This is a genomic window from Pseudescherichia sp. (assembly GCF_031987975.1).
Lineage (GTDB): Bacteria > Pseudomonadota > Gammaproteobacteria > Enterobacterales > Enterobacteriaceae > Pseudescherichia.
Window position 1 is genome coordinate 394,158 of sequence record NZ_DALZYX010000003.1, and the last position, 26,100, is coordinate 420,257.

The window sequence follows — 26,100 nt, forward strand, 5'->3', positions numbered from 1 at the left end:
CTGCCAGTATGTTAACAGAACAGGATTATCCCTATGTTTAATCATGATAATCCGTATGGAGATCGCGATCCGTTAGTGGATTCAGCAAATTTATTAATTAACGCCTGTAACTACCTGTTTATTGAAAAGATGTTACAAACGCTAGTAATAAGATGCGATGATTTCATCAAACTGTTAACGTGCTACAATTGAACTTGATATATGTCAACGAACCGTAGTTTTATTGGGTGTCCGGTGCGTCTTAACCTGTTATGTTGCTGTTAAAATGGGTAGGATGACAACCGTTTTTGACACTGTCGGGTCCAGAGGGAGTATGTGCCCACGACCAAGCTAATGATGTTGTTGACGTTGATGGAAAGTGCATCAAGAACGCCATTACGTACTTTAGTCATGTTACGCCGTTCATGTTAATTTGCGACATGCATCAGGCAGGTCAGGGACTTTTGTACTTCCTGTTTCGATTTAGTTGGCAATTTAGGTAGCAAACATGCAGACCCCGCACATTCTTATTGTTGAAGACGAGTTAGTTACTCGCAACACGCTGAAGAGCATTTTCGAAGCAGAAGGATACGATGTCTTTGAAGCGACTGATGGCGCTGAAATGCATCAGATTCTTTCTGATAACGATATCAACCTGGTGATCATGGATATCAACCTGCCGGGCAAAAATGGCCTGCTGCTGGCGCGTGAGCTGCGCGAACAGGCTGATGTCGCCCTGATGTTCCTGACAGGCCGTGATAACGAAGTCGATAAGATCCTCGGCCTCGAGATTGGCGCGGACGATTACATCACCAAACCCTTTAACCCACGCGAGCTGACCATCCGCGCACGCAATCTTCTCTCCCGTACCATGAATCTGGGCACGGTAAGCGAAGAGCGCCGCAGCGTAGAGAGCTACAAATTTAACGGCTGGGAGCTGGATATCAACAGCCGCTCGCTGGTCAGCCCGAACGGTGAGCAGTACAAGCTGCCACGCAGCGAGTTTCGCGCCATGCTGCACTTCTGCGAGAACCCGGGCAAGATCCAGACGCGCGCCGACCTGCTGAAAAAGATGACCGGTCGCGAGCTGAAGCCGCACGATCGTACCGTTGACGTGACTATCCGCCGTATTCGTAAGCATTTCGAATCGACGCCGGATACGCCGGAGATCATCGCTACTATTCACGGTGAAGGCTACCGCTTCTGCGGCGATCTGCAGGAGTAAGGCTTAGTCACTGTAATGCCGGGCGGCACTGCGTTTGCCCGGCCTACGGTCACACATTAATGCCACGGCATAATCGGCACGGCGCTTAATGCGTTTTTCGGCGAACCTTCAACGACCTTATCGGAGTACGCAAGGTAGGCCAGCGTGTTGCGTTTTGCGTCGTAGAAGCGCACTACCTGTAGCTTCTTAAAGACCAGCGAGGTGCGTTTCTGGAACACTACGTCTCCCTGGGCCTTCCCGCTTTTCACCTTCTCGCTCAGCTCAATCGGCCCTACCTGCTGACAGGAGATAGCTGCATCAGAGGTATCTTCGGCCAGCCCTAACCCGCCCTTAATACCGCCCGTTTTTGCCCGGCTGATATAGCATGTCACATTTTTCACATCGGGATCGTCAAAGGCTTCAACCACGATTTTGTGATCCGGTCCGAAGACTTTAAAGACGGTATCAACCGACCCAATCTCTTCAGCCTGTGCGGCCTGGCCAGCGAGGCCCAGCGCAAAGACTACTGCTAAGCACTTGTATTTCATATTGTTACCATCTTTGAATATTACGTTGTGTTACTATTTTGCCCGCTAAAATAAACGGTTAGGATTCAGGTAATTAAAATTTTTTTGCGTCTTAATGGCCTAAAGCGCACGCTTACTCAAAAAAAACACTGAATGCTAAAATAGCAGGGAATGGTATTATTCGCACAGCCCTGCTATCGGGTACGACTGTTTTAAGGATGAGGACACTGTATGGATCAGGCTGGGATTATTCGCGATCTACTCAACTGGCTGGAGGATCATCTCGATCAGCCGCTGGCCCTGAATAATGTGGCGATCAAAGCAGGTTATTCCAAGTGGCATCTGCAAAGAATGTTCAAGGACGTCACTGGTCTGGCGATTGGGGCCTATATCCGCGCGCGGCGACTCTCGAAATCCGCCGTGGCGCTGCGCCTGACCGCCCGTCCGATCCTTGATATTGCGCTCCAGTATCGTTTCGACTCTCAGCAGACCTTTACTCGCGCATTTAAGAAACAGTTTAACCTGACGCCCGCGCTCTACCGCCGCTCCCCTGACTGGAGCGCGTCGGGCATCCGTCCCCCGCTGCGTCTGGGTGAGTTCGCCCTGCCAAAACATGAGTTTGTTACCCTGCCAGAAACACCGCTGATGGGGATCACCCAGAGCTACAGCTGTTCGCTGGAGGAGATTTCCGCTTTCCGACATGAGATGCGGATCCAGTTCTGGCGTGAGTTTTTAGGCAGCTCGCCTACCCTGCCCGCCGAGCTGTACGGCCTGCATGAGCCGCGCCCTAGCCTGGAGAGGGATGATGAGCAGGAGGTGTTCTACACCACTGCCGTTACCCCGGATATGGCTAACGGCCATCTGCAGGGCGCTTTCCCGCTGGTGTTGCAGAGCGGAGAGTATGTCATGTTTACCTATGAAGGGCCAGGCACCGAGCTACAGCAGTTTATCTTAACTATCTACGGCACCTGTATGCCGATGCTCAACCTGACCCGACGTAAGGGGCTGGATATCGAACGGTTCTTCCCACGTGACGAAGCCAGGAACCAGACGCCGCCGATGTATATCCGCTGCGAATACCTGGTTCCTGTACGGCGCTAACGCTGCAGTTCGTCCAGCGCGGGGGCGTCAAGATGCGAAACGTCCCCCGCCGTCTCCACTACCCAGCCGGAGGCCAGCCACGGGCTTTGCTGATAGTCGATGCGTGAGATAGAGCAGTTGCGCAGGCGTAGACGACGCTCCGCCCACGCCGGCAGGCCGAGGATGGTGCTCACCAGACAGCCCAGCGCCATGCCGTGGCTAACCAGCAACGGACGGCTGCCCTCCGGCAATTCGAGGCAGGTGGCCAGCGCATCGTGCATGCGATTGCTCAGCTCCTGCATCGACTCTCCGTCGGGGATCCGACCATCAGAGGTGCCGTTGACCAGCTGGCGGCGCCACTGCTCCTCCTCTTCGGTTAGCGACTCAATGGGACGCTGCTCCAGCACGCCCATATCCAATTCGCGCAGGCGGGCATCCAGCGTAATATCACACCCGCAGTAGTCGGCGATAATCTCCGCCGTGCGCTGCGTGCGGCCCAGATCGCTGGCGATAACATGGGTGATCCCCAGCGCTTTCGCGCGTTCGGCCACCTGTCGTGCCTGCTGCTCCCCTTTGGCCGTCAACGGACTGTCTGACTGCCCCTGAATACGACGCTCGGCGTTCCACTGCGTTTCACCGTGGCGAACAAGGTATACCTGTAACATGCTTTTTATCCGTTATACTGCGATGACAATTTTTTTATCTGAGTTGTTTAGATTATGCACCATGTTGTCTCAGCTACCACTAATCCCGCCAAAATTAAGGCGATTCTGCACGCCTTTAGCGAGATTTTCGGCGAGGGATCCTGCCATATCGAGTCCGTGGCCGTCGAGAGCGGCGTGCCAGAACAGCCGCTTGGCAGTGCAGAAACGCGGGCTGGCGCACGTAATCGCGCGATCAACGCTCGTCAGGCGCGTCCCGATGCCGACTTCTGGGTGGCCATCGAGGCGGGAATAGATGAGGACAGCACCTTTAGTTGGGTGGTGATTGAGAGCCGGGAGCAGCGCGGCGAAGCGCGTTCCGCCACCCTGCCGTTGCCGACGGCAATACTTAGCCGCGTGCGCGCCGGGGAAGCGCTCGGGCCGGTGATGTCAGAGGTCACCGGCATCGATGAGATTGGACGTAAAGAGGGGGCTATCGGCATCTTCACCCATGGCGTGCTGACGCGAAGCAGCGTCTACCATCAGGCGGTGATCCTGGCCCTTAGCCCGCTTCACCACCCGGCATATCGCTAGCCTTTCAGCAGCACCTGTTCCAGCCACAGCCGCAGCTCCGGCGGAGCGGCCTTCAGGCTGTTAGAGCCGCGGGTAATAGTGGCGATGCCGGTACCCAGCTCGTTTTTAAGCTCTCGCTGGCTCATTTCACCGCGTAAAAGCTCTTCAATAATACGTACTCGCGTGCCCAGCGCTTCGCGCTCGTCGGGGGTAAGCATCAGGTTAAGCAGCGGCAGGTGCAGATCCTGACCGTAGGCGTGCTGGAGCAGTTCGACGAAGCGCAACCACTCCTGATGGCGCTGTTCGGCTACTTCTGCTGAATAAGGAGATTGCTGGGTCATGTTAGGCTGCCATACTCGTTGACGAGTACAACAGCATAACACAAACCGCCGGATCAGTAACGGCGGCCCCACTCCGTGGCGGTCAGCAGCGTCGGTTTACCGCCGAGGAAGTAACGGTAGTAGGCGTCATAGGCCAGCACGTTCTTCACGTAGCCTCGCGTCTCCGAGAAAGGGATGCTCTCCACAAAGGCGACCGCGTCGATTCGTCCGGCGCTGTTACCCAGCCAGGTCCGTACCCGTCCCGGCCCGGCGTTATAGGCCGCTGAAGCAAAGATGCGGTTGTTGCCAAACTGGTTAAAGACGTACTGCAGGTAGCTGGTACCAATATCAATATTGGTTTGCGGATCCAGCAGCTGGGAAGGATCGCTGTAGCCCGGAATATTGAACATCTGCACCGTATGCGTTGCCGTGCCCGGCATCACCTGCATCAGGCCGCTCGCCCCTACCGGTGAGCGCACCTTCGGGTTCCAGGCGCTCTCCTGGCGGGCAATCGCCATCGCGTAGCTCTGGGGAATATCCTTGCCGCTGGTGTAGCGTTCAAAAAGATCGCGCCAGGCCAGCGGGAAGCGCTCCTGGAGCTGATCCCACAGCTTGCCAGCGATGGTTGCCTGCACGCTCAGATCCCACCACTGACGATCGAAAGCGTAGCGCGCCAGCTGCCCCTGCTCCTGCGGCGTACGGCTGGATACCAGGTTGGCCCACTCGCTGCGCGCGGTATTGTCGAGGCCCCAGTACATCAGCTCGCGTACCCTCGCCATCTCTGCACCCTGCACCAGCTGGGGATCCGGCTCGCCAGACACTTTGTCGATCTTGAGCTGGTACTCCTCACCCAGGCGCTGCGCCGCCACCATCGGATAGAATCCGCGCTGCTTCATGAGATCGCGCAGAATGGTATTGGCCTCTTCCTCGCGCCCGCGCTCCAGCAGCAGATCCGCCTGCCAGTAGCGCCACTCGTCTTTCTCTTTAGCATCCATCGGCAGGCGAGCCAGCCAGGTATTCAGTCCCTGACGATCGCCGGAGCCTAACGCAAGCCGCACCCGGCGCTCCACCAGCGTCGTTGACTGGGAGCGCATGATAGCGTCGTCACGCCAGCGCGCCTGCTCCTCGGTAATGTCGTTGCCCATCAGCCGCCAGGCGACGATATCCCGCAGCGCCTGGGTTTGAGCCTCATTGAGCTGCTGCGCCGAGGCCAGGGAGGGGATCATCAGGCGCGCGTTTTCCACATCCTGGCGGGCAACGCTTTCAAACGCCTCCTGGGCCATCTGCCGGGTAAAGTCGGTCGCACCGGTCGTGCGAGCAAAGGCCAGGACGCTGTTGGGATCGTTTGCCAGGGTGATGATGGCGCTGGAGATGGTCTGGTACTCGCTGGGCATCTGGTTCGCCAGCACGGTTACGAGGCTGGTATTGCCCGCCTTCATCGCCAGCCGGATGCGTTCAAGGAAGGCCAGCGGATCCTGTGTGCCGGAGGCACGCCAGGCGCCAAACAGGCGGTCGCAGGCGTTGGGCTGGCTCTTGCCGGTCAGCCAGAGCGTTTTTGCCCCCTCCCACGCCGCGTCGGGCTGGGCGGTGTTCCATTTGGCGTAGTAATAGTTGCACTGCGCTTCAGTGGTTCCCGGTTTGTCCGGGCTAAAGGCCAACAGGCCGCGCCAGTCCTCCCGGCGCGCCAGCTCGTTAACAAAGCGCGACTTCAGATTGCGGGCAGGTGGCAGCGTCGGGTTGGCCTGCACAAAGTTGGTCACCGCAATCGCCGGCTGGTTCATCAGATCGTCGTTGATCTGGCGGTATTCCAGATAGGGATAGAGAGGATAGTCCTTCAGCCCCGGCATCAGCTGCGCCACGACGTCCATCTGCTTGTTATCCCACGCCTGCTTGATTTGTGCATAGCGGTTTCGCTGCTCATCCAGCGAGTCAGCGCGTGCCAGGCCGCTCACCGTCAGCATGCAGCAGCCGACGGCCAGCAGTCGCCAGGCGACAGGTTTTGCATTCACAGGCACTTTCTCCATATAAATAAGTTTGTTGGCGCATAACCCCTTCATGCTAACCAGGCATTTCGCAATCCGCCACGCGCTGGACACTTTTTTACTTTTGAGTCTGATTTAACACTCGTGACGCAGCTGGCTGGGATTGCACCCCAAAAACGGCTACACTCGGCAGCTGAGTACCATTCACATTACGATAAAAGAGGCGAAGTCCAACGTGGCTCAATTCGTTTATACCATGCATCGTGTCGGCAAAGTGGTTCCGCCGAAACGTCATATTCTGAAAAATATCTCGCTGAGCTTCTTCCCGGGCGCAAAAATTGGCGTTCTCGGTCTCAACGGTGCGGGTAAGTCCACCCTGCTGCGCATTATGGCCGGCATCGATACCGACATCGAAGGTGAAGCCCGCCCGCAGCCAGGTCTGAAAATCGGCTACCTGCCGCAGGAGCCGAAGCTGAACCCAGAGCACACCGTGCGCGAATCCATTGAAGAAGCCGTGTCCGAGGTGGTTAACGCCCTGAAAGGCCTTGACGAAGTGTATGCCAAGTACGCAGAGCCGGACGCTGACTTCGATAAGCTCGCGGCCCAACAGGGCAAGTTTGAAGAGATCATTCAGGCCCACGACGGCCACAACCTGAACGTGCAGCTGGAGCGCGCCGCTGACGCCCTGCGCCTGCCGGACTGGGATGCCAAAGTTGATAAGCTCTCCGGGGGTGAACGCCGCCGCGTGGCGCTGTGCCGCCTGCTGCTGGAAAAACCAGACATGCTGCTGCTCGACGAACCCACCAACCACCTGGACGCCGAGTCCGTGGCCTGGCTGGAACGCTTCCTGCACGACTTCGAGGGCACCGTGGTGGCGATCACCCACGACCGCTACTTCCTCGATAACGTTGCTGGCTGGATCCTTGAGCTTGACCGTGGCGAAGGCATTCCGTGGGAAGGCAACTACTCCTCCTGGCTGGAGCAGAAAGATCAGCGCCTGGCCCAGGAAGCCTCTCAGGAAGCGGCCCGCCGTAAATCCATTGAGAAAGAGCTGGAGTGGGTGCGTCAGGGTGCCAAAGGCCGTCAGTCTAAGGGCAAAGCCCGTCTGGCCCGCTTTGAAGAGCTGAACAACACCGAATACCAGAAGCGTAACGAAACCAACGAACTGTTTATTCCGCCTGGCGCACGTCTGGGGGATAAAGTCGTTGAGGTGAGCAACCTGCGTAAATCCTACGGCGACCGCGTGCTGATCGACGATCTGAGCTTCTCGGTACCGAAAGGGGCGATTGTCGGCATCATCGGCCCGAACGGCGCGGGTAAATCTACCCTGTTCCGCATGATGTCCGGTCAGGAACAGCCTGACAGCGGCACCATCACCCTGGGTGAAACCGTGAAGCTGGCCTCCGTGGATCAGTTCCGTGACGCGATGGATAACAGCAAAACCGTGTGGGAAGAGGTTTCCGGCGGGCTGGATATCATGAAGATCGGCAACACCGAGATGCCAAGCCGCGCCTATGTGGGCCGCTTTAACTTCAAAGGCGTCGATCAGGGCAAACGCGTAGGCGAGCTGTCCGGCGGTGAACGTGGCCGTCTGCATCTGGCCAAGCTGCTGCAGGTTGGCGGTAACGTGCTGCTGCTCGATGAACCGACCAACGACCTGGATATCGAAACCCTTCGCGCGCTGGAAAACGCCATGCTGGAGTTCCCGGGCTGTGCGATGGTGATCTCGCACGACCGTTGGTTCCTCGACCGTATCGCTACCCACATTCTGGACTACCAGGACGAGGGTAAAGTGGAGTTCTTTGAAGGTAACTTCACCGAGTACGAAGAGTATAAGAAACGCACCCTCGGCGCAGACGCGCTGGAGCCGAAGCGTATCAAGTACAAGCGTATCTCTAAGTAATGATAGCGGCCTTCCCCGGAAGGCCGTTTTTTTATCCCTGCTCGCCCATCATCTCTTTCACCAGCTCCACGCAGCGCAGGAAGCGCCCATCGTAGTCTGACTCTTCGACGTGGATAAAGTCGATCCCGTTGTCGTTAAGCATAGAGACCAGCATGGTCTGGAAGGTTTTGCGATCCACCGAGCTGCCAAGGCTGCGCAGACCGTCAGCGACCCACGGGGTGTTATTCTCCAGCAGGATCACCAGGTCAAAGCGGTACTCGTCGATCATCGCCTGCACGAACGGGTGCTCGCGCCCCTCATACTTTTTACAGAAGGCCTGGGTAGTCACGAAATCGGTATCGATAAAGGCGACCTTGTTGGCGTACTTCACCGCAAAGTCGATGTACTGTGCCTGGCCGAGGGCGATTTTGTCGTAGTCGGAGTACTGAAGCGCCATCTCATCGCCGCCAAGATGGGAGAAGACATAGTCACGTCCGTACTCCCATGCGCTGGTGGTATTGAAGATGTTGGCGAGCTTATTCACCAGCGTCGATTTGCCGCTCGACTCGCCGCCGAGGATGGCCACCGTTCGCACGAAGAAGGGCTTTACCTCGGTGGGGATGTACTCCCAGTAGCGGAACGGATTGGCGCGGATCTGCCCGCCGCTGATGTTCATAAAGGTGCGTTTCGGGTCGATCAGCACGGTCTCGATGTCGAGGTGCTTCTCATACTGCTTGGCATCGGCCTCTTCGGAGGTGTAGATCCAGTTGGGCTGGATCCCCTTCTCATCCATAAAGGCCTTAATGCCTTTACTCCAGACGTCCCAGCCGTGCGGGTACGGCTCCATCCCCTCTTCGTTAAAGGCGTGGATACGGATATTTTTCTGGTATTTAAAGGTCTGCAACAACCAACGCAGGCGGTCCGGCACCGTGGGCTGCTGCGACATGGCGCTCTCTTCAAACAGGGCGCGATCGCGCGTCTCGTCATAGCCCATAATCACATGCAGCTCGTCCACCTGGCTGCAGGCGCGCTGCAGCAGGTAGATATGCCCGGTATGCAGCGGGTAAAACTTGCCAAACACCACGCCGATATTTTTTTGCAGCCGGGGAAACTCCAGCCCGAGGAAGCGGTGCAGCGCTTCAAGCTTCTGCGCGCTGGGGCTTTTAATCTTGGCATTGAGCAGCTGGCTCAGGTAGCCCTTGGTCATGCCGCTCGCCTCCGCCACCTGCTGTAGCGTGCAGCCCTTTTGGCGGATGGCGGTTTTCAGATAGTCAAATGACGACATAAATTACGGTGCCTCCTGCAAAATCGTAGTGGTAATTATAAGTCGTCAAAGACGCTTAGCGCATCGGCAAGTTTTTTCACGCCAAACACCTGCATCCCAGCCGGTGGTTTTTTCGGTACGTTGGCGGCAGGGACGATAGCCCGGCGGAAACCGTGCTTCGCCGCCTCGGAGATACGCTCCTGGCCGCTGGGCACCGGGCGGATCTCACCGGCCAGCCCAACCTCGCCAAACACCACCAGATCGTCCGGCAGCGGGCGGTCACGCAGGCTGGAGACCATCGCCAGCAACAGCGCCAGGTCGGCACTGGTCTCGGTGACCTTCACCCCGCCAACGACGTTCACAAAGACATCCTGATCCGCCATCTGCAACCCGCCGTGGCGGTGCAGCACTGCCAGAAGGATCGCCAGCCGGTTCTGCTCCAGGCCCACCGCCACGCGGCGCGGGTTAGACATCATCGACTGATCCACCAAAGCCTGGATCTCTACCAGCAGCGGGCGGGTGCCCTCCCAGACCACCATCACCGAGCTGCCGGAGGTGACCTCATCGCCCCGGCTAAGGAAGATGGCCGACGGGTTGCTGACCTCGCGCAGGCCCTGCTCGGTCATGGCAAAGACGCCCAGTTCGTTCACTGCGCCGAAGCGGTTTTTATGGCTGCGCAGGGTGCGGAAGCGCGAATCGGCGTCGCCGTCCAGCAGTACCGAACAGTCAATGCAGTGCTCCAGCACTTTTGGCCCGGCCAGCGAGCCGTCTTTGGTAACGTGGCCAACCATCACAATGGCGACGCCGCGCGTTTTGGCAAAGCGCGTCAGATAGGCTGCCGTCTCACGTACCTGGGCTACGCTGCCCGGAGACGACTGAATGTCCGCCATGTGCATCACCTGGATCGAGTCGATCACCATCAGCTTCGGCAGCTCTTCGTCAGCAATCATGCAGATCTGCTCAATGCTGGTCTCGGAGAGCATGTTCAGGTTGTTGGTCGGTAAGCCCAGACGGTGCGCGCGCATGGCGACCTGCTGGAGCGACTCCTCGCCGGTGACGTACAGCGTTTTCATGTTTTCGGAGAGTTTGCACAGGGTCTGCAATAGCAGCGTGGACTTGCCTGCCCCTGGGTTACCGCCGATCAGGATCGCGCTGCCCGGCACCACGCCGCCGCCCAGCACGCGGTCAAACTCTTTAAAGCCGGTTGAGAAGCGCGGCAGCGCCTCCAGGCTTATCTCTGACAGCTTCTGCACCTTCGAGACGCCTGCGTTACCGGCATAGCCGCTCAGCCGCTCGTTGCGCGCAACCGTCGGAGATGCCGCAACGCGCACCTCGGTGATGGTGTTCCAGGCATGGCAGGCGCTGCACTGCCCCTGCCAGCGCGGATAATCCGCACCGCATTCATTACAGACAAATGCGCGTTTTGGAGCTTTCGCCACGTTTACCTCGTTAGTTCTGGTTCAGGCTGCCGGACAGGATACAGAAAACGCCCATCAGGTCAGCGTGACGGATAGTCACTTCCGTCTTCTCATTTACTTTGGGTTTCGCGTGATAGGCGATCCCCAGCCCCGCCGATTTGATCATCGGCAGATCGTTAGCACCGTCGCCGATCCCGACGGTCTGTGCCAGCGGAATATCGTACTCCTGCGCCAGACGCAGCAGCGTGGCCGCCTTGTACTGCGCATCCACTATGTCACCCACCACGTGACCGGTCAGCTTGCCGTCAACAATCTCCAGCTCGTTAGCCACGGCGGCGGTCAGGCGCAGCCTGTCGCGCAGGTAGTCGGCGAAGAAGGTAAAGCCGCCGGAGGCGATAGCCACCTTCCAGCCCAGCGTCTCGAGTTTCAGCACCAGCTGGATCAGACCCGGCATCAGCGGCAGACCGTCGCGCACCTGGTGCAGAATGCTGGCGTCTGCCCCCTTGAGGGTGCCAACGCGGCTGCGCAGGCTGGCGGTAAAGTCCAGCTCGCCGCGCATCGCCCGCTCGGTCACCTCGGCGACCATCTCCCCGGTACCCGCCAGCTTCGCGATCTCATCGATACACTCGATCTGGATCGCAGTAGAGTCCATGTCCATCACCAGCAGGCCCGGCGTGCGCAGGTGCGGGATTTTACCCAGCGGCGCAACGTCCAGACCGGCGTCGTGCGCCAGACGCGTTGCCCGCGGCGTCAGCGAGCCGGCCAGGCGGATCACCTGGTAATCCTCGACGCACCACGCAGCGACGATCACCATCGCCGCGCCGAGCGAGCGCTGATACGCCGTCAGGCGCTGTTTATCCAGGCTGCGGCCATAGAGCAGCCAGCCGCTGCGACCCGCGTGATAATCGAGCGGCATCACCTCGTCGCCGCTTAAAGAGAGCGGCAGCCCAGGCCACTGTGAGACGGCTTCGGGCAGGTCGCGCCAGGTTAAACTGTTAGACATTAAAGCTCCTGTAAAAACACGTGCGGCCAAACGGATACGGGTAAAAATAACGCATGAGGCTACCCTGTAATCATCGCTTCTGGCAACATGCTAACCTCAAATTTTCATCAGGTAAAAATATGGCCCGCGCAAAACTGAGATTCCGGCTGCATCGCGCTGTGATTGTGCTCATCTGTCTCGCCCTTTTAGTGGCGCTGATGCAGGGGGCATCGTGGTTCAGCCAAAGCCACCAGCGGGCGCGTAACCCCCAGTTTGAAGAGCTGGCCCGTACCCTGGCGCACCAGGTGACCCTGAACCTGACGCCGCTAATGCGCAGCGAAACACCGGACGAAAAGCCGATTAGCGCGCTCCTGCGCCAGCTTACCGAAGGGAGCCGCATTCTTGACGCGGGCGTCTACGATGAGCAAGGCGATCTGATTGCGCGTTCGGGAGAGAGCGTTGACGTCCGTGACCGTCTGGCGCTGGACGGGAAAAAGGCCGGCGGCTACTTCAACCAGCAAATCGTTGAACCTATACAGGGAAAAAATGGCCCGCTCGGCTACCTGCGTCTGACCCTCGACACCCATACCCTGCCGACCGAAGCGAAACAGGTCGATAATACCACAAATATCCTCCGCCTGATGCTGCTCCTGTCGTTAGCCATTGGCGTGGTGCTGACCCGCACGCTGCTGCAGGGCAAGCGCACCCGCTGGCAGCAGTCGCCGTTCCTGCTCACCGCCAGCCGGTCGGTGCCCGAAGACGAAGAGAGCGAAAAAAGAGAGCCGTAGGCCGGATAAGCGCAGCGCCATCCGGCGCGTGTGCCCAAGCCGCTTTATGGTTAATATGGGGGCAAATAACTAAAAGGAAAGCTGTCATGCCTACGTTACGCCTGCTTATCTCTGATTCGTACGATCCCTGGTTTAACCTGGCGGTAGAGGAGTCGATTTTCCGTCAGATGCCCGCGACTCAGCGCGTGCTCTTTCTGTGGCGCAACGCCGATACGGTGGTCATTGGCCGGGCGCAAAATCCGTGGAAAGAGTGCAATACCCGACGCATGGAGGAGGATAACGTCCGTCTTGCCCGGCGCAGCAGCGGTGGCGGCGCGGTGTTTCACGACCTCGGCAATACCTGCTTTACCTTTATGGCGGGCAAGCCGGAGTACGACAAGACTATCTCTACCAGCATTGTGCTTAACGCGCTCAACGCGCTGGGCGTAGCGGCGGAAGCGTCGGGACGTAACGATCTGGTGGTCAAAACGCCGGAGGGCGACCGCAAGGTCTCTGGCTCGGCCTATCGTGAGACGCCGGATCGTGGCTTCCATCACGGGACGCTGCTGCTCAATGCCGACCTGAGCCGGCTGGCGAACTACCTCAATCCCGATAAGAAGAAGCTCCAGGCCAAGGGCATTACCTCAGTGCGCGGGCGGGTGGCGAACCTGGTGGATCTGCTGCCGGGTATTACCCATGAGACGATCTGCGATGCCGTCACCGAGGCCTTTTTTGCCCACTACGGCGAGCGCGTCGCGGCGGAGGTTATCTCTCCGGACCGGACGCCAGATCTGCCGAACTTTGCCGAGACGTTTGCCCGCCAGAGCAGCTGGGAGTGGAATTTTGGTCAGGCTCCCTCCTTCAGCCACCTGCTGGATGAGCGCTTTACCTGGGGCGGCGTCGAGCTGCATTTCGACGTCGAGCGAGGACACATCACCCGCACGCAGATCTTTACCGATAGCCTGAATCCGGCCCCGCTGGAGGCGCTGGCGGCGCGGCTACAGGGCTGCCTCTACCGCGCGGATATGCTGCAGCAGGCGTGTGATGCACTGTTAGTGGATTTTCCGGCTCAGGAGAGAGAATTACGGGAGTTATCAGAATGGATTGGCAACGCGGTGCGGTAGGCCGGGTAAGGCGAAGCCGCCACCCGGCACAGCACAAACTTACTCTTTATCGCCCAGCAGCACGGACTCCAGCGCGATCTTAATCATATCGTTGAAGGTCGTCTGACGCTCGGCCGCGGTGGTCTGCTCGTGGGTACGGATATGGTCAGAGACGGTGCAGATGGTCAGCGCTTTTGCACCGAACTCTGCCGCTACGCCGTAGATCCCCGCCGCTTCCATCTCCACGCCGAGAATGCCATATTTTTCCATCACGTCGAACATGGTCGGATCCGGCGTGTAGAAGAGATCGGCAGAGAAGATGTTGCCGACGCGAGCGTCAACGCCCAGCGCTTTAGCCGCGTCTACCGCGTTGCGTACCATGTCAAAGTCAGCAATCGCCGCGAAGTCGTGATCCTTAAAGCGCAGACGGTTCACTTTGGAGTCGGTGCAGGCACCCATGCCGATCACTACGTCGCGCAGCTTCACGTCAGCGCGAACCGCGCCGCAGGAGCCTACACGGATGATCTTCTTCACGCCAAAATCGGTGATCAGCTCTTTGGTGTAGATAGAGCAGGACGGGATACCCATGCCGTGGCCCATCACGGAGATTTTGCGGCCTTTGTAGGTACCGGTGTAGCCCAGCATACCGCGCACGTTGTTTACTTCGCGCACGTCTTCAAAGAAAGTTTCCGCGATATGTTTAGCACGCAGCGGATCGCCCGGCATCAGCACAACGTCAGCAAAATCGCCCATTTCAGCGTTAATGTGTGGGGTAGCCATCGTAATTTCCTTTAATTCTCAAAAAGATGAAGGGCGGGAGCGCACCCGCCCAAATAATCACAGCATGTTTTTGCCATATTCCATTGGCGACGTACCAAAGTAGGTCGCCAGCGTCTGGCCGATGTCCGCGAAGGTTTCACGATGGCCCAGTGAGCCAGGCTTAACGTTCGGGCCGTAGATCAGCACCGGGATATGCTCGCGGGTGTGGTCCGTACCGGTCCAGGTCGGGTCGCAGCCGTGGTCGGCGGTGAAGATGATGATGTCCCCCTCCTCCACCAGCGCTAACAGCTCCGGCAGGCGGCGGTCGAACAGCTCAAGGCCGCCCGCATAGCCCGCTACGTCGCGACGGTGTCCCCAGGTGGAGTCGAAGTCAACGAAGTTAGTAAACACGATGGTGTTATCCCCCGCGTCCTTCATCTCTTTGACGGTGGCGTCAAACAGCGCGTCCAGACCGGTGGCCTTCACTTTTTTGGTGATGCCAACGTGAGCATAGATATCGGCAATTTTCCCTACCGATACCACATGGCCATCCTTCTCTTCCACCAGCTTCTGCAGGATGGTCGGGGCCGGCGGCTCTACTGCCAGGTCGTGACGGTTACCGGTACGCTGGAAGTTACCCGCTTTGTCGCCAACAAACGGACGCGCAATCACGCGGCCAATGTTGTAGCCACCTTCGGTCAGCTCTTCACGGGCGATTTCGCATAGTTCATAGAGCTTATCCAGACCATAGGTCTCTTCATGGCAGGCGATCTGGAACACCGAGTCCGCAGAGGTATAGAAAATCGGCTTGCCGGTTTTCATATGCTCTTCGCCGAGCTGATCGAGGATCACCGTCCCGGAGGAGTGGCAGTTACCCAGATAACCCGGCAGCCCGGCGCGCTCTACCAGCTTGTCGAGCAACTCCTGTGGGAAGCTGTTCTCGGTATCAGAGAAGTAGCCCCAGTCAAAGAGTACCGGCACGCCGGCAATCTCCCAGTGGCCCGACGGCGTATCTTTCCCGGAGGAGAGTTCGTGCGCCCATGCGTAAGCGCCAACGATCTCTGCATTACCGTCCATTCCCGCAGGAATAGTTCCGGTAGAGCCTTCATGCGCCTTCGCCAGGCCCAGACGAGTTAAGTTGGGGAGATTCAGCGGACCCTGGCGGCCCGTGTTAGCCTCGCCTTTGGCACAGGCTTCGGCGATATGGCCGAGGGTGTCGGAACCTGCGTCGCCGAAGCGCTCCGCATCTTCTGTCGCACCGATGCCGAAAGAGTCCAGCACCATAATAAATGCACGTTTCATATTTTCTCCGTACCTAGTACTTCATAGAAATTAGTGCTTCATAAAAAATCGATCAGATCAGTATACAGCTATTCAGTTATACGACGATAGACGGTTGGCGTGGTTTCGGGAGCTTGATCGTCCAACGTCACGGCAGACTTAACGGCTTTTGCCGCTTCCTGCCAGCTGGCCTCGTCTTTGGCGTGGATCACCGCCAGCGGCCGCTGGCCGTCAATGCTGTCACCCAGACGCACCATATCGGTAAAGCCCACGCTGTAGTCGATGCTGTCAGCAGCCTGGCGGCGGCCGCCCCCCATCGATACCACCGCCATGCCCAGCGCACGGGTGTCCATCGCCGAGACAAAGCCTTCGGTATCGGCATAGACCGCCTTGCTGAGGGTCGCTGTCGGCAGGTACTTCGCGTAGTTCTCGACAAAGTCAGCCGGGCCTTTTTGCGCGGCAACCATCCGGCCAAAGACCTCTGCCGCTTTGCCGTTATCCAGTACCGCCTGCAGCTGCTGGCGGGCGTCGGCGTCGTCACGGGCAAGCTTGCCGGAGATCAGCATCTCCACGCACAGCGCCATGGTGACGTCGAGCAGGCGCGGGTTGCGATACTCGCCGGTCAGGAACTGCACCGCCTCGCGCACCTCCACCGCATTACCGGCGCTGGAGGCCAGAACCTGGTTCATATCGGTCAGCAGCGCCGTGGTGCGCACGCCCGCGCCGTTGGCGACGCCAACGATGGCTTCGGCCAGCGCCTCGGACAGCTCATAGGTTGGCATAAACGCGCCGCTGCCCACTTTCACATCCATCACCAGCGCATCCAGCCCTTCCGCGAGCTTTTTCGCCAGAATAGAGGCGGTGATCAGCGGAATAGAGTCAACCGTGGCGGTAATATCGCGGGTGGCGTAAAAACGTTTGTCCGCTGGGGCGAGGGAGCTGGTCTGACCGATAATCGCGACGCCGACGTCCTTAATAATGTCCCGGAAGCGGCTGTCGTTCGGGAAGATGTCAAAGCCAGGGATCGCTTCCAGTTTGTCGAGGGTGCCGCCGGTGTGGCCCAGTCCGCGTCCGGAGATCATCGGTACGTAGCCGCCGCAGGCCGCTACCATCGGGCCGAGCATCAGCGAGGTGACGTCGCCCACGCCGCCGGTAGAGTGTTTATCGACAATCGGACCGTTCAGGCTGAGGCTTTTCCAGTCCAGCACCGTACCCGAGTCGCGCATCGCCATGGTCAGGGAGACGCGCTCCGGCATGGCCATGTCGTGGAAAAAGATGGTCATCGCCAGCGCGGCAATCTGACCTTCTGAAATGGTGTTATCACGAATGCCGTTGATAAAAAAGCGAATCTCTTCGTCGCTGAGGGCATGGCCATCGCGTTTTTTTCGAATAATTTCTTGAGCGAGAAACAAGGTAACCCCCTTGATGAGCTGGCGCGAAGGCCATCGGCATACGCCCGATGGCGCTCCGCTTATCGGGCCTACGAGGAGGCCCAACGGTGTTGATTAGTAGCTGCTTGCGCTTTTGCCGTCGCCGTGGCCAAGTGCCTTCAGCAGGCTTGCCAGCAGGCTGGATGCGCCAAAGCGGTAGTGGCGTGCGTCAGCCCACTCTGCGCCGAACAGCTGGTCGGCAATGGCGAGGAACTGCGCGGCATCTTCCGCCGTGCGTACGCCGCCTGCCGGTTTGAAGCCCACGGTTTTTTCGACGCCCAGATCGCGGATGGTTTCCAGCATAATGCGGGCGCTCTCTGGCGTGGCGTTAACCGGTACTTTACCCGTAGACGTTTTGATAAAGTCCGCACCCGCCTTGATGGCGATCTCAGAGGCTTTACGGATCAGCGCCTCCTCTTTTAGCTCACCGGTTTCGATGATCACCTTCAGCAGCACGTTGGCTTCAGCGCAGGCAGCTTTACAGGCCTGAACCAGATCGAAACCGACCTGCTCATTACCGGCGATCAGCGCGCGGTACGGGAACACAACGTCCACCTCATCCGCACCGTAGGCGATAGCCGCCCGGGTCTCTGCCAGCGCGATCTCAATATCGTCATTACCGTGCGGGAAGTTCGTCACCGTGGCGATGCGGATCTCCGGGGTGCCCTGCTCTTTCAGCGTCTTACGTGCGATCGGAATAAAGCGCGGGTAGATGCAGATCGCGGCGGTATTGCCCACCGGGGTTTTCGCCTGATGGCACAGCGCGATCACTTTCGCATCGGTGTCATCGTCGTTCAGGGTGGTCAAATCCATCAGTTGTAATGCACGCAGGCTGCTTGCAGTTAAATCAGTCATAACACTCTCCAGAAGCTGAAGACGGCATTTGCCGGTTCATCGTTTAACCGGGCGGGTCTGTTACTATTCTAACATCCTCCCGCCACGACACTTCGACGTACATCACAGTTAATGAAAACGTAATGCAAAGTTGCACAGCATCAATGTGAGACACGTCACTATTTAAGCCGTTCATCACGGCGCTGCCCGGAACGGCTGGCATGTTATAATTCTAACATAACAGCCTGGTTAAACGCGACAGGCCGCCGGAACATTGCGCTCGCACCGGAGAGAAATGGTAAAATTTTCACATAAACGTTTGATGCGTATTAGCCAGAAGCGTAGCAGCAATCTCGTCAGGGGATTCCGGGCGTAGCTCACAAAGTGTGCTAAAGACGCGGGCCGCCTGCTCGGGACGGTTAGGCTCTCCCTGGAAACCGTTGAGCGGCATATCCGGCGCGTCCGTCTCCAGCAGTAAGGCGGTGAGGGGCAGGCGGGCGATAACATCGCGGGTTTTACTCGCCCGCGGATAGGTGATGGTGCCCCCAACGCCAATCCGGTAGCCCATCTCAACAAAGCGCTGGGCCTGTTGCAGGCTGCCCGCAAAACCGTGTACCACGCCGGTGCGCGGCAGGCTATGGCGCTTAAGATGCATCGCCAGCTTGTCATGGGTGCGTCGGGAGTGAAGGATCACCGGTAGATCGTAGCGCTTTGCCAGCTTAAGCTGTTCATCAAGCAGCTGCTCCTGCTTGTCAAACTGCGGATCCTCCCGATAGAGATCGAGGCCGATCTCGCCTATCGCTACCAGCCGGGTGGGCTTCGCGGCCAGCTGGTCAGCCAGTCTGTCAACGCACTCCGAAGTATGCTTCTCAATCACGATAGGGTGTAGCCCTAGCGCAGCATAGACGGATGTAAACCGCTCGGCCAGCGCCAGCACGCGGGAAAAATGGGCCGCCTCGACGGCGGGAACGATCACCGCCTCAACGCCCGCTGCGCTGGCCCTGGCAAGGCTCCGGGCCTCATCACCGGTAAAGGGCGGAAAGTCAAAATGGCAGTGGGTATCGATAAAGCGTTGCGTCATGCCGAACTCTCTTTACTGAAGGGCGTATCGTTGGCCTGTGGGGCATCGATCAGGGTTGTCGCCAGCGCGTCGTTGGCCACCACCGCAGGCGGCACTACCATTGTCGTCGGGGTGACGATACGCGGCGTATGGCGCAGCAGCGGCGGCTCGTCTACCAGCAGCTTACCGACGGTGGCAAGAAAGTAACGACCGCATAGCCGGCCCAGCTTGTAGTCATCACGCAGCGCCGGCAGGCGGCTACCCAGCGCCATGCTCTTCAGCAGGCGTGGCGGGTAGATCTCAAAGATCCGCAGCTTGCCGGGCGGCTTCTCAATAAACTGCTGGATCGCATGATAGCTGCTCTCATGGTGGTGAACCAGATTAACGAAAGATTGCAGGCTACTATCGCCCAGCCAGCGCTCCATGCGCTTGAACCATTGTGGCGTATAGTACATCTGCGACGGCACGGTGCGGATCACCACGATAGTTTTCGCCCCCCGCTTTGCCGCCTCCTGCACCGGGATAGCATCGCTGATGCCGCCGTCGAGATAGTTAATGCCGTCCAGCATCACGCCGCTGCGGTAAAAACCGGGGATGGCACTGGTGGCGCGGATCAGATCCAGCCAGGTCTGGCTGGTTGGAGAGAAGTAGCCGGGCGTATAGTCATCCCCCCGGCAGGCGCACATATAGAACAGCTTGCCAACATCAAACAGCCTGGCGGCGGTATCCATCGCCAGCGGCATATCCTTCGCCGTAGACTCTACCAGCCAGTCGAGATCGATCAGGTTGCCGCCGCGCACGAAGCGCACCGGGTTAAAAAACTCACGGGATGTGGTGTAGCGCATAATGACTTTGCGCGCGTAGCCGGGCTGATTACAGAGGTAGGCCGAAATATTCTGCGCCCCGGCAGAGGTACCAAAGAAAAGTTCGAAAGGGTTAAATTGCGCGCGCATAAATTCGTCCAGCACGCCGGCAGTGAAGATGCCTCGTTGACCGCCGCCTTCACAAACTAAGGCGAGCCGCCCCGGGCGAAAGGAACTCAACGCTAGCGGCGCTATATTGCCGAGCGTAACGGGAATGCGCTGCCCCACCCTGCTTTCCTGTCATTGTTTTATTTATTAACAGCTTATCTTAATTTTTTATTTTTCAAAACCGTGAAAGCCAGTCACAAGGACTGGCTTTACGATTAGCGGGAATTGACGGCTCGCTATGGACGCCGACGTCCCATAAACAGGCTGACCAGGAACAGAATGATCCCGACGACAAAGACAATTTTTGCCGCACCTGCTGCCGTACCGGCCAGGCCACCAAAGCCCAGAGCAGCGGCGATTAACGCGATAACCAGAAATATAATGCCCCAACGAAACATAAGATTCTCCTTTCCTTTACCATAGTTAACGTTACCGCTGTTAGTGAGCGCTCAGGCTACTCACCGGCGATACTTACTCGGTGTGATGCTCACGTCCCCCGTTACAAGGCGGGGGATCGCATTCTGAGATTACTTGTTAACTTTAAGATCGTTTTTCACACTTTTCACACCATCGACCGCTTTGGAGATGCTCTCCGCACGTTCGATTTGTGCCTGGGAGTCAACCGTACCGGTCAGCTGAACGACACCATCGGTGGTTTCAACTTTCACTTTACGTGCCGGAACGATGTCATCAGCTAACAGCTTAGCTTTAATTTCGCTGGTGGTGGCGGTATCACCTGCGTAGCCCTTCACAGAGGACGTTTTGCCATCGCGTACATGCAGTTTGTCGCTAACGGACTTAACGCCTTCGATCTGTTTAGCGACTTTCACCGCTTCTTCAGCCTGCGCCTGGCTCTCAACGAAGCCGCTCAGCGTCACTACCGCTTTATCGGTCTTAACGGAGATGTCGGTGCTTTTGATACTTTCGTGATCGACCAGTGCTGCTTTAACTTTGGCGGTGATCGCGCTGTCATCCATGAAGTTACCGACTTTATTCATAGAGCTATCGATTTTTTCCCCGGCGCTGTGAGCCGTAGATTGCGCTTTGTCAGTTGCGCTGGTCTCTGCCAGAGCAGAACCGCTTGCAACAACAGAACCTAATACAACAGCCAGCAGGGTTTTAGAAATCTTCAGTCTTGTCATAGTCATCGATCTATTCCTTTCAGTTTGCCCACGTTTTGGGCTTTGAGCAGCCATCAAGGCCGCTTTGCTGCTAGGGTGAATGTCACCCGGTTTTCAGCTTTTAATCATGTGACTAAAAAAGAGTGCAAGATGAAACGCTTTTATTCACGCATTGAACAGTGCATTCATCCACACGTCTGGTAATCACTTTGTTAAATATAGCCAACAATTGAAAAAGCGCTTGGGGGAGACGGCAAAAAAACGGGGGATAAAAGCAAAAAGCGGGCTATTTAAGAACATTCCGCAAGAGACTAATAAGACAGGGAAAGTGACAGAGCACGGCGGCTGCCGTGCTCTGGAGAGTGGAAGAGATTAGTGTTCGCGCGTTTTACGGAACTGCACGTCCGGGTAACGCTCCTGGGTCAGATTCAGGTTGACCATGGTCGGCGCGATGTAGGTCAGGTTATCGCCGCCGTCCAGCGCCAGCTGGATCTCGTTTTTACGCTTGAACTCTTCGAATTTCTTCACGTCGCTGCACTCCACCCAGCGGGCGGTGGCGACGTTAACCGATTCATAGATCGCTTCCACGTTGTATTCGCTCTTCAGCCGCGCAACTACCACGTCAAACTGAAGCACCCCGACCGCACCGACGATCAGATCGTTGTTGGCAATCGGACGGAACACCTGGACCGCGCCCTCTTCCGAGAGCTGAACCAGCCCCTTAAGCAGCTGCTTCTGCTTCAGCGGATCGCGCAGGCGAATACGACGGAACAGCTCTGGGGCAAAGTTCGGGATGCCGGTGAACTTCATCATCTCGCCCTGGGTGAAGGTATCGCCAATCTGAATGGTGCCGTGGTTGTGCAGACCGATGATATCGCCAGGGTAGGCCTCTTCAACGTGGGAACGGTCGCCTGCCATAAAGGTCAGCGCGTCAGAGATAACCACGTCCTTGCCGAGACGCACCTGGCGCAGCTTCATGCCTTTTTCATACTTACCGGAGACCACGCGCAGGAACGCCACGCGGTCGCGGTGTTTTGGATCCATGTTGGCCTGGATCTTAAACACGAAACCGGAGAACTTCTCCTCCTGCGCTTCCACTTCACGAGTATCGGTTTTGCGCGGCATGGGGCGCGGTGCCCACTCAACGAGACCATCCAGCATGTGGTCAACGCCGAAGTTACCCAACGCGGTACCGAAGAAGACCGGGGTGATCTCACCAGCCAGGAACAGCTCTTTATCGAACTCGTGCGAGGCACCTTTTACCAGCTCCAGTTCGTCGCGTAGCTGCGCTGCCAGCTCTTCACCCACCGCAACGTCCAGCTCCGGGTTATCCAGACCCTTAACGATACGCACGTCCTGAATGGTATGTCCTTTGCCGGTCTGATAAAGGTAGGTTTCGTCTTTATAGAGGTGGTAAACGCCTTTAAACAGCTTACCGCAGCCGATCGGCCAGGTAATAGGCGCGCAGGCGATCTTCAGCTCGCTCTCCACCTCGTCCATCACTTCCATGGGGTCACGGATGTCACGGTCAAGCTTGTTCATAAAGGTCAGGATCGGCGTATCACGCAGGCGGGTAACTTCCATCAGCTTGCGGGTACGATCCTCTACCCCTTTCGCGGCATCAATGACCATCAGGCAGCAGTCCACCGCCGTCAGAGTACGGTAGGTATCTTCCGAGAAATCTTCGTGCCCCGGGGTGTCCAGCAGGTTCACCAGGCAGTCGTGATACGGAAACTGCATCACGGAGGTGGTGATTGAGATCCCACGCTGCTTTTCCATCTCCATCCAGTCGGATTTAGCGTGCTGGCTCGAGCCACGCCCTTTTACCGTACCGGCGGTCTGGATCGCCTGTCCGAACAGCAGCACCTTTTCAGTAATGGTGGTTTTACCGGCATCCGGGTGAGAGATAATGGCAAAAGTACGGCGCTTGGCCACCTCTTGCAGATAAGGAGACAACGTCATAATCAAATCTTCTTATATAAGCGCGGCGTCAGGCCGCGCATCATGAATAGGGGAATGCGGCTATTTTACCCAGCAATGGCAGGCAGACAATCAATGTTTACACAGGCGTTGCTCCAGTTCGCTCAACGAGGTCACGGTCCAGGTTGGGTTGATCCCCTCCGGCAGCGCGCGGTTGTGCGCATTGAGCCAGCAGGTTGCTAATCCGGCATTCATGCCACCCAGAATATCGGACTCGGCGGTATCGCCCACCATCAGCACGCGAGAGCGATCCGGGTTGCCCGCCTGCTCCAGCGCATAGTCAAAAATACGCGGGTGCGGCTTCGCCACGCCAACCTGCTCGGAGATGACGATCAGATCAAAGTGATCCCGTAGGCCGGTGCGCTCCAGGCGAATTTGCTGTAGCGCGGTAAAACCGTTGGTAATAATGCCCATCTTGCACTTGCCCTGCAGGGCGTTCAGCAGCGAGACAGCGCCCGGCAGCGGGGCGCAAATTTCGGCCATCGCGGTAATAAAAGCGCTGTTAAGATCGCCCGGCTGCACGCTGAGGCGGTCGGCCCAGCTCTGGAAGCGCTGATGCTGCAGCTGTAAAGAGGTGATGGTTCCGTTCTGGTAATCCACCCACAGCGGTTTATTGACCGCCTGGTAGTCCTGGAAATCTTCGGCGGTAAAGGTCACGCTGTAGTCGAGAAACATCCGCTGTAGTCCGCTGAATGAGTCGAAGGTAAACAGCGTTTCGTCGGCATCAAAGAAGATCCAGTCCCAGTTCATTACATCACCTTTTTTGTTAAAGCGGCAAAGCCATAATCACGGCGTCTTCGCGGCCGTCAGCGGTTGGATAGTAGTTGCGGCGTATCGTCGCCTCGTTAAAGCCCAGGCTCTCATAGAGGGCAATGGCCGCCACGTTTGAGGCCCGCACCTCCAGCCACAGCGTCAGCACGTCACGCTTTTCCAGCTCGCTAATGAGATGCTCGAGCAGCGCGCGCCCCAGCCCACGGCGCTGAAAAGCGGGATCGACCGCGATATTAAACAGCGTGGCCTCGTCAAGCACGACCTGGGTAATGGCAAACGCCGCCAGCGTCTCGTCAACCGCCAGGCCCAGGTTCAGGTAGCGCTCTCCCTGATTGCTGGCGAAGGTCTTTTCGCTCCAGGGAAAAGCGTGGGCGCGTTGCTCAATCGCGTAAGCGTGGGTCAAGTCAGCCGTGCTGAGGGAAGAAATCGTGTTCATACTCGCAGATTTGTCGCCATAGGTCGGCTCGCGCCGCCGGGTTTGCCCGCAGTTCGTCGAGTGCGGGAGAGTGAACGCGTGCGCCTTCCAGCGTCAGCGCCTCGTGATTGCCCAGCAGCCAGCTGTTACAGCGGCTCTCCGGGGGCAGCATCGCCACACGGTCGGGAGTCAGCTGCAGCACCTGATCCGGGGTTATCGTCAGCGCCCGCAGGATATCGCCCACCAGCGGCTCGCTGAGCGCCGGGAGCGCGTTTGACACCATCACCAGACGGATATGCGCGGGCAGTGACACAGCGACTTCGCCCTGCAACGCCGCAGGCAGGCGCAAAGACCACTGGGTAATGCCCAGCTGCTGTAGCTGCCAGTCGCGTCGGGAAATCATAGCGGGTCACTCCTGTATGTCAGGCGCGCAAATATAGCAAATTCGTCGTATCTGCGCCAACAAACAACTATAATCCAGCGCTGAGTTTATTAAGGAGCTGTTTCATGTCTGCTTTAACCCCGGCAAGTGAAGTCTTGCTGCGTCACAGTGATGATTTCGAAGAGAGCCGCGTTCTGTTTGCCGGAGATATGCAGGACGACCTGCCCGCGCGCCTGGATACCGCCGAGAGCCGCGCCCATACCCAGCAGTTTCACCACTGGCAGGTGCTGAGCCGCCAGATGGGCGAAAACGCGCGCTTTGGCCTTGTGGCCGAGCAGGCCGACGTGGGCGACAGCGATACGCTGATCTACTACTGGCCGAAGAACAAGCCGGAAGCCCAGTTCCAGCTGATGAACATTCTCTCTCTGCTGCCGCTGGGCACGGATATTTTCGTGGTCGGCGAGAACCGCAGCGGCGTGCGTAGCGCCGAGCAGATGCTGGCGGACTACTGCCCGCTGAACAAGGTCGATAGCGCACGCCGCTGCGGCCTGTACCATGGCCGTCTGGAGAAGCACCCTGCGTTCGATGCCGGCGCGTTCAACGACAGCTATACGCTGGATGACCTGACCATTCATACCCTGCCGGGGGTCTTCAGCCGCGATGGTCTGGACAGCGGTAGCCAGCTGCTGCTCTCCACCCTGACGCCACACACCAAAGGTAAGGTGCTGGATATCGGCTGCGGTGCGGGCGTGCTCTCTGCGGTGCTGGCCAGCCACTCGCCGAAGGTGCGCCTGACGCTCTGTGACGTTAGCGCCCCGGCGGTAGAAGCCAGCCGCGCCACTCTCGCTGCCAACGGCTTTGAGGGTGAAGTCTTTGCCAGCAACGTCTTCTCTGAGGTGACCGGTCGTTACGACATGATCATCTCCAACCCGCCGTTCCACGATGGTTTGCAGACCAGCCTGGAGGCGGCGCAGACGCTGATCCGTGGCGCGGTACGCCATCTGAACAGCGGCGGCGAGCTGCGTATTGTGGCAAACGCTTTCCTGCCCTACCCGCAGGTGCTGGACGAAACCTTTGGTTTCCACGAGGTGCTGGCCCAGACCGGACGCTTCAAGGTTTACCGTACGGTGATGACCCGTCAGGCGAAGCGTTAATTCCAGTAACGCCGGGCTACCCGGCGTTTTTTGCAGCAGTTGCCCTGTCCCGTGCAATTAACTGTTGACGAACGGTATAAAACAACTAGAATGCGCCTCCGTGGTTACGATACTTTAACTGTATCGATGGTCTGCGAAGGTGGCGGAATTGGTAGACGCGCTAGCTTCAGGTGTTAGTGTCCTTACGGATGTGGGGGTTCGAGTCCCCCCCCTCGCACCA

Annotated in this window: 26 protein-coding genes, 1 tRNA gene and 1 pseudogene; 8 read left to right on the forward strand and 20 right to left on the reverse strand. The window is 58.0% G+C overall.

The window, feature by feature from the left end:
- Window positions 1–249 precede the first annotated feature (249 nt).
- A pseudogene (gene yjjY, locus RTN40_RS07675) lies at window positions 250–392 on the reverse strand (protein YjjY).
- A gap of 95 nt (window positions 393–487) precedes the next feature.
- On the opposite strand from yjjY, the gene arcA reads away from it, so the two are divergent.
- Window positions 488–1,204 carry a two-component system response regulator ArcA gene (gene arcA, locus RTN40_RS07680; protein WP_312227948.1) on the forward strand — a complete coding sequence of 239 codons (717 nt, stop codon included), beginning with the start codon at window positions 488–490 and terminating at the stop codon, window positions 1,202–1,204.
- Window positions 1,205–1,260: 56 nt separating this feature from the next.
- Here arcA and creA read toward each other — a convergent pair whose 3' ends face one another.
- Window positions 1,261–1,731, reverse strand: a complete 471-nt coding sequence (creA, locus tag RTN40_RS07685; protein ID WP_312227949.1) for a protein CreA — start codon at window positions 1,729–1,731, stop codon at window positions 1,261–1,263.
- Window positions 1,732–1,941: 210 nt separating this feature from the next.
- On the opposite strand from creA, the gene robA reads away from it, so the two are divergent.
- Window positions 1,942–2,811, forward strand: a complete 870-nt coding sequence (gene robA / locus RTN40_RS07690; protein ID WP_312227950.1) for an MDR efflux pump AcrAB transcriptional activator RobA — start codon at window positions 1,942–1,944, stop codon at window positions 2,809–2,811.
- On the opposite strand, the gene gpmB is transcribed toward robA, so the two are convergent.
- Window positions 2,808–3,455, reverse strand: coding sequence for a 2,3-diphosphoglycerate-dependent phosphoglycerate mutase GpmB (gpmB, locus tag RTN40_RS07695; protein ID WP_312227951.1), 648 nt, complete (start codon window positions 3,453–3,455; stop codon window positions 2,808–2,810). The two genes, robA and gpmB, sit on opposite strands and share 4 nt — an antisense overlap.
- Before the next feature lie 54 nt (window positions 3,456–3,509).
- Between gpmB and yjjX the strand changes: the two genes are divergently transcribed.
- Window positions 3,510–4,025 carry an inosine/xanthosine triphosphatase gene (gene yjjX, locus RTN40_RS07700; RefSeq protein ID WP_312227952.1) on the forward strand — a complete coding sequence of 172 codons (516 nt, stop codon included), beginning with the start codon at window positions 3,510–3,512 and terminating at the stop codon, window positions 4,023–4,025.
- On the opposite strand, the gene trpR is transcribed toward yjjX, so the two are convergent.
- Window positions 4,022–4,345 carry a trp operon repressor gene (gene trpR, locus RTN40_RS07705; RefSeq protein WP_312227953.1) on the reverse strand — a complete coding sequence of 108 codons (324 nt, stop codon included), beginning with the start codon at window positions 4,343–4,345 and terminating at the stop codon, window positions 4,022–4,024. The two genes, yjjX and trpR, sit on opposite strands and share 4 nt — an antisense overlap.
- A gap of 53 nt (window positions 4,346–4,398) precedes the next feature.
- The gene (sltY, locus tag RTN40_RS07710) at window positions 4,399–6,333 is read right to left on the reverse strand and encodes a murein transglycosylase (RefSeq protein ID WP_409418516.1); all 1,935 of its coding nucleotides are present in this window, start codon (window positions 6,331–6,333) and stop codon (window positions 4,399–4,401) included.
- A gap of 208 nt (window positions 6,334–6,541) precedes the next feature.
- On the opposite strand from sltY, the gene ettA reads away from it, so the two are divergent.
- On the forward strand, window positions 6,542–8,209 hold the full coding sequence (gene ettA, locus RTN40_RS07715) for an energy-dependent translational throttle protein EttA (RefSeq protein WP_312227955.1): 1,668 nt from the start codon (window positions 6,542–6,544) through the stop codon (window positions 8,207–8,209).
- A 31-nt stretch (window positions 8,210–8,240) separates the two neighbouring features.
- Here the strand turns inward: ettA and nadR are convergent, their stop codons facing one another.
- The 3 genes from nadR to serB are packed head-to-tail and all read right to left on the reverse strand — an operon-like array spanning window position 8,241 to window position 11,873.
- Window positions 8,241–9,473 carry a multifunctional transcriptional regulator/nicotinamide-nucleotide adenylyltransferase/ribosylnicotinamide kinase NadR gene (nadR, locus tag RTN40_RS07720; RefSeq protein ID WP_312212593.1) on the reverse strand — a complete coding sequence of 411 codons (1,233 nt, stop codon included), beginning with the start codon at window positions 9,471–9,473 and terminating at the stop codon, window positions 8,241–8,243.
- Window positions 9,474–9,508: 35 nt separating this feature from the next.
- Window positions 9,509–10,891, reverse strand: coding sequence for a DNA repair protein RadA (gene radA / locus RTN40_RS07725; protein ID WP_312212592.1), 1,383 nt, complete (start codon window positions 10,889–10,891; stop codon window positions 9,509–9,511).
- A 10-nt stretch (window positions 10,892–10,901) separates the two neighbouring features.
- The gene (gene serB / locus RTN40_RS07730; RefSeq protein ID WP_312227956.1) at window positions 10,902–11,873 is read right to left on the reverse strand and encodes a phosphoserine phosphatase; all 972 of its coding nucleotides are present in this window, start codon (window positions 11,871–11,873) and stop codon (window positions 10,902–10,904) included.
- Between the two features lie 119 nt (window positions 11,874–11,992).
- On the opposite strand from serB, the gene RTN40_RS07735 reads away from it, so the two are divergent.
- Window positions 11,993–12,640 (forward strand): YtjB family periplasmic protein, encoded by a 648-nt coding sequence (locus RTN40_RS07735; RefSeq protein WP_312227957.1) that lies wholly within the window; start codon window positions 11,993–11,995, stop codon window positions 12,638–12,640.
- Between the two features lie 86 nt (window positions 12,641–12,726).
- Window positions 12,727–13,743: a lipoate--protein ligase LplA gene (gene lplA, locus RTN40_RS07740; protein ID WP_312227958.1), complete on the forward strand. Its 1,017-nt coding sequence runs from the start codon at window positions 12,727–12,729 to the stop codon at window positions 13,741–13,743.
- A 39-nt stretch (window positions 13,744–13,782) separates the two neighbouring features.
- Here the strand turns inward: lplA and deoD are convergent, their stop codons facing one another.
- The 12 genes from deoD to RTN40_RS07800 all read right to left on the reverse strand — a co-directional run bounded on the left by deoD (window position 13,783) and on the right by RTN40_RS07800 (window position 24,747).
- Window positions 13,783–14,502 carry a purine-nucleoside phosphorylase gene (deoD, locus tag RTN40_RS07745; protein ID WP_144816295.1) on the reverse strand — a complete coding sequence of 240 codons (720 nt, stop codon included), beginning with the start codon at window positions 14,500–14,502 and terminating at the stop codon, window positions 13,783–13,785.
- A gap of 57 nt (window positions 14,503–14,559) precedes the next feature.
- Window positions 14,560–15,783, reverse strand: coding sequence for a phosphopentomutase (deoB, locus tag RTN40_RS07750; protein ID WP_312227959.1), 1,224 nt, complete (start codon window positions 15,781–15,783; stop codon window positions 14,560–14,562).
- A gap of 68 nt (window positions 15,784–15,851) precedes the next feature.
- Entirely contained in the window at window positions 15,852–17,174 is a 1,323-nt protein-coding gene (deoA, locus tag RTN40_RS07755) for a thymidine phosphorylase (RefSeq protein WP_312227960.1), read from the reverse strand.
- A gap of 93 nt (window positions 17,175–17,267) precedes the next feature.
- Complete coding sequence (gene deoC, locus RTN40_RS07760) at window positions 17,268–18,047, reverse strand: deoxyribose-phosphate aldolase (RefSeq protein ID WP_103818500.1); 780 nt, start codon at window positions 18,045–18,047, stop codon at window positions 17,268–17,270.
- A gap of 286 nt (window positions 18,048–18,333) precedes the next feature.
- Window positions 18,334–19,107: a TatD family hydrolase gene (locus RTN40_RS07765; protein WP_312227961.1), complete on the reverse strand. Its 774-nt coding sequence runs from the start codon at window positions 19,105–19,107 to the stop codon at window positions 18,334–18,336.
- Entirely contained in the window at window positions 19,104–20,177 is a 1,074-nt protein-coding gene (locus RTN40_RS07770; protein WP_312227962.1) for a patatin family protein, read from the reverse strand. Before RTN40_RS07770 ends, RTN40_RS07765 begins: the two co-directional genes overlap by 4 nt.
- A gap of 116 nt (window positions 20,178–20,293) precedes the next feature.
- Window positions 20,294–20,455 carry a DUF1328 domain-containing protein gene (locus tag RTN40_RS07775; protein WP_002437547.1) on the reverse strand — a complete coding sequence of 54 codons (162 nt, stop codon included), beginning with the start codon at window positions 20,453–20,455 and terminating at the stop codon, window positions 20,294–20,296.
- Window positions 20,456–20,584: 129 nt separating this feature from the next.
- The gene (gene osmY / locus RTN40_RS07780; protein WP_312212584.1) at window positions 20,585–21,205 is read right to left on the reverse strand and encodes a molecular chaperone OsmY; all 621 of its coding nucleotides are present in this window, start codon (window positions 21,203–21,205) and stop codon (window positions 20,585–20,587) included.
- A 345-nt stretch (window positions 21,206–21,550) separates the two neighbouring features.
- Window positions 21,551–23,140, reverse strand: a complete 1,590-nt coding sequence (gene prfC, locus RTN40_RS07785) for a peptide chain release factor 3 (RefSeq protein ID WP_312227963.1) — start codon at window positions 23,138–23,140, stop codon at window positions 21,551–21,553.
- Window positions 23,141–23,230: 90 nt separating this feature from the next.
- Window positions 23,231–23,908 carry a pyrimidine 5'-nucleotidase gene (gene yjjG, locus RTN40_RS07790; RefSeq protein WP_312227964.1) on the reverse strand — a complete coding sequence of 226 codons (678 nt, stop codon included), beginning with the start codon at window positions 23,906–23,908 and terminating at the stop codon, window positions 23,231–23,233.
- Between the two features lie 16 nt (window positions 23,909–23,924).
- Window positions 23,925–24,365, reverse strand: a complete 441-nt coding sequence (gene rimI, locus RTN40_RS07795; protein WP_312227965.1) for a ribosomal protein S18-alanine N-acetyltransferase — start codon at window positions 24,363–24,365, stop codon at window positions 23,925–23,927.
- Window positions 24,334–24,747, reverse strand: a complete 414-nt coding sequence (locus tag RTN40_RS07800; RefSeq protein WP_312227966.1) for a DNA polymerase III subunit psi — start codon at window positions 24,745–24,747, stop codon at window positions 24,334–24,336. The genes rimI and RTN40_RS07800 overlap by 32 nt, the downstream gene beginning before the upstream one ends.
- Window positions 24,748–24,851: 104 nt before the next feature.
- Here RTN40_RS07800 and rsmC point away from each other — a divergent pair, with 104 nt between their 5' ends.
- Together rsmC and RTN40_RS07810 are read left to right on the forward strand one after the other, a co-directional pair.
- Complete coding sequence (gene rsmC / locus RTN40_RS07805; RefSeq protein WP_312227967.1) at window positions 24,852–25,880, forward strand: 16S rRNA (guanine(1207)-N(2))-methyltransferase RsmC; 1,029 nt, start codon at window positions 24,852–24,854, stop codon at window positions 25,878–25,880.
- A 133-nt stretch (window positions 25,881–26,013) separates the two neighbouring features.
- Window positions 26,014–26,100, forward strand: a tRNA-Leu gene (locus RTN40_RS07810).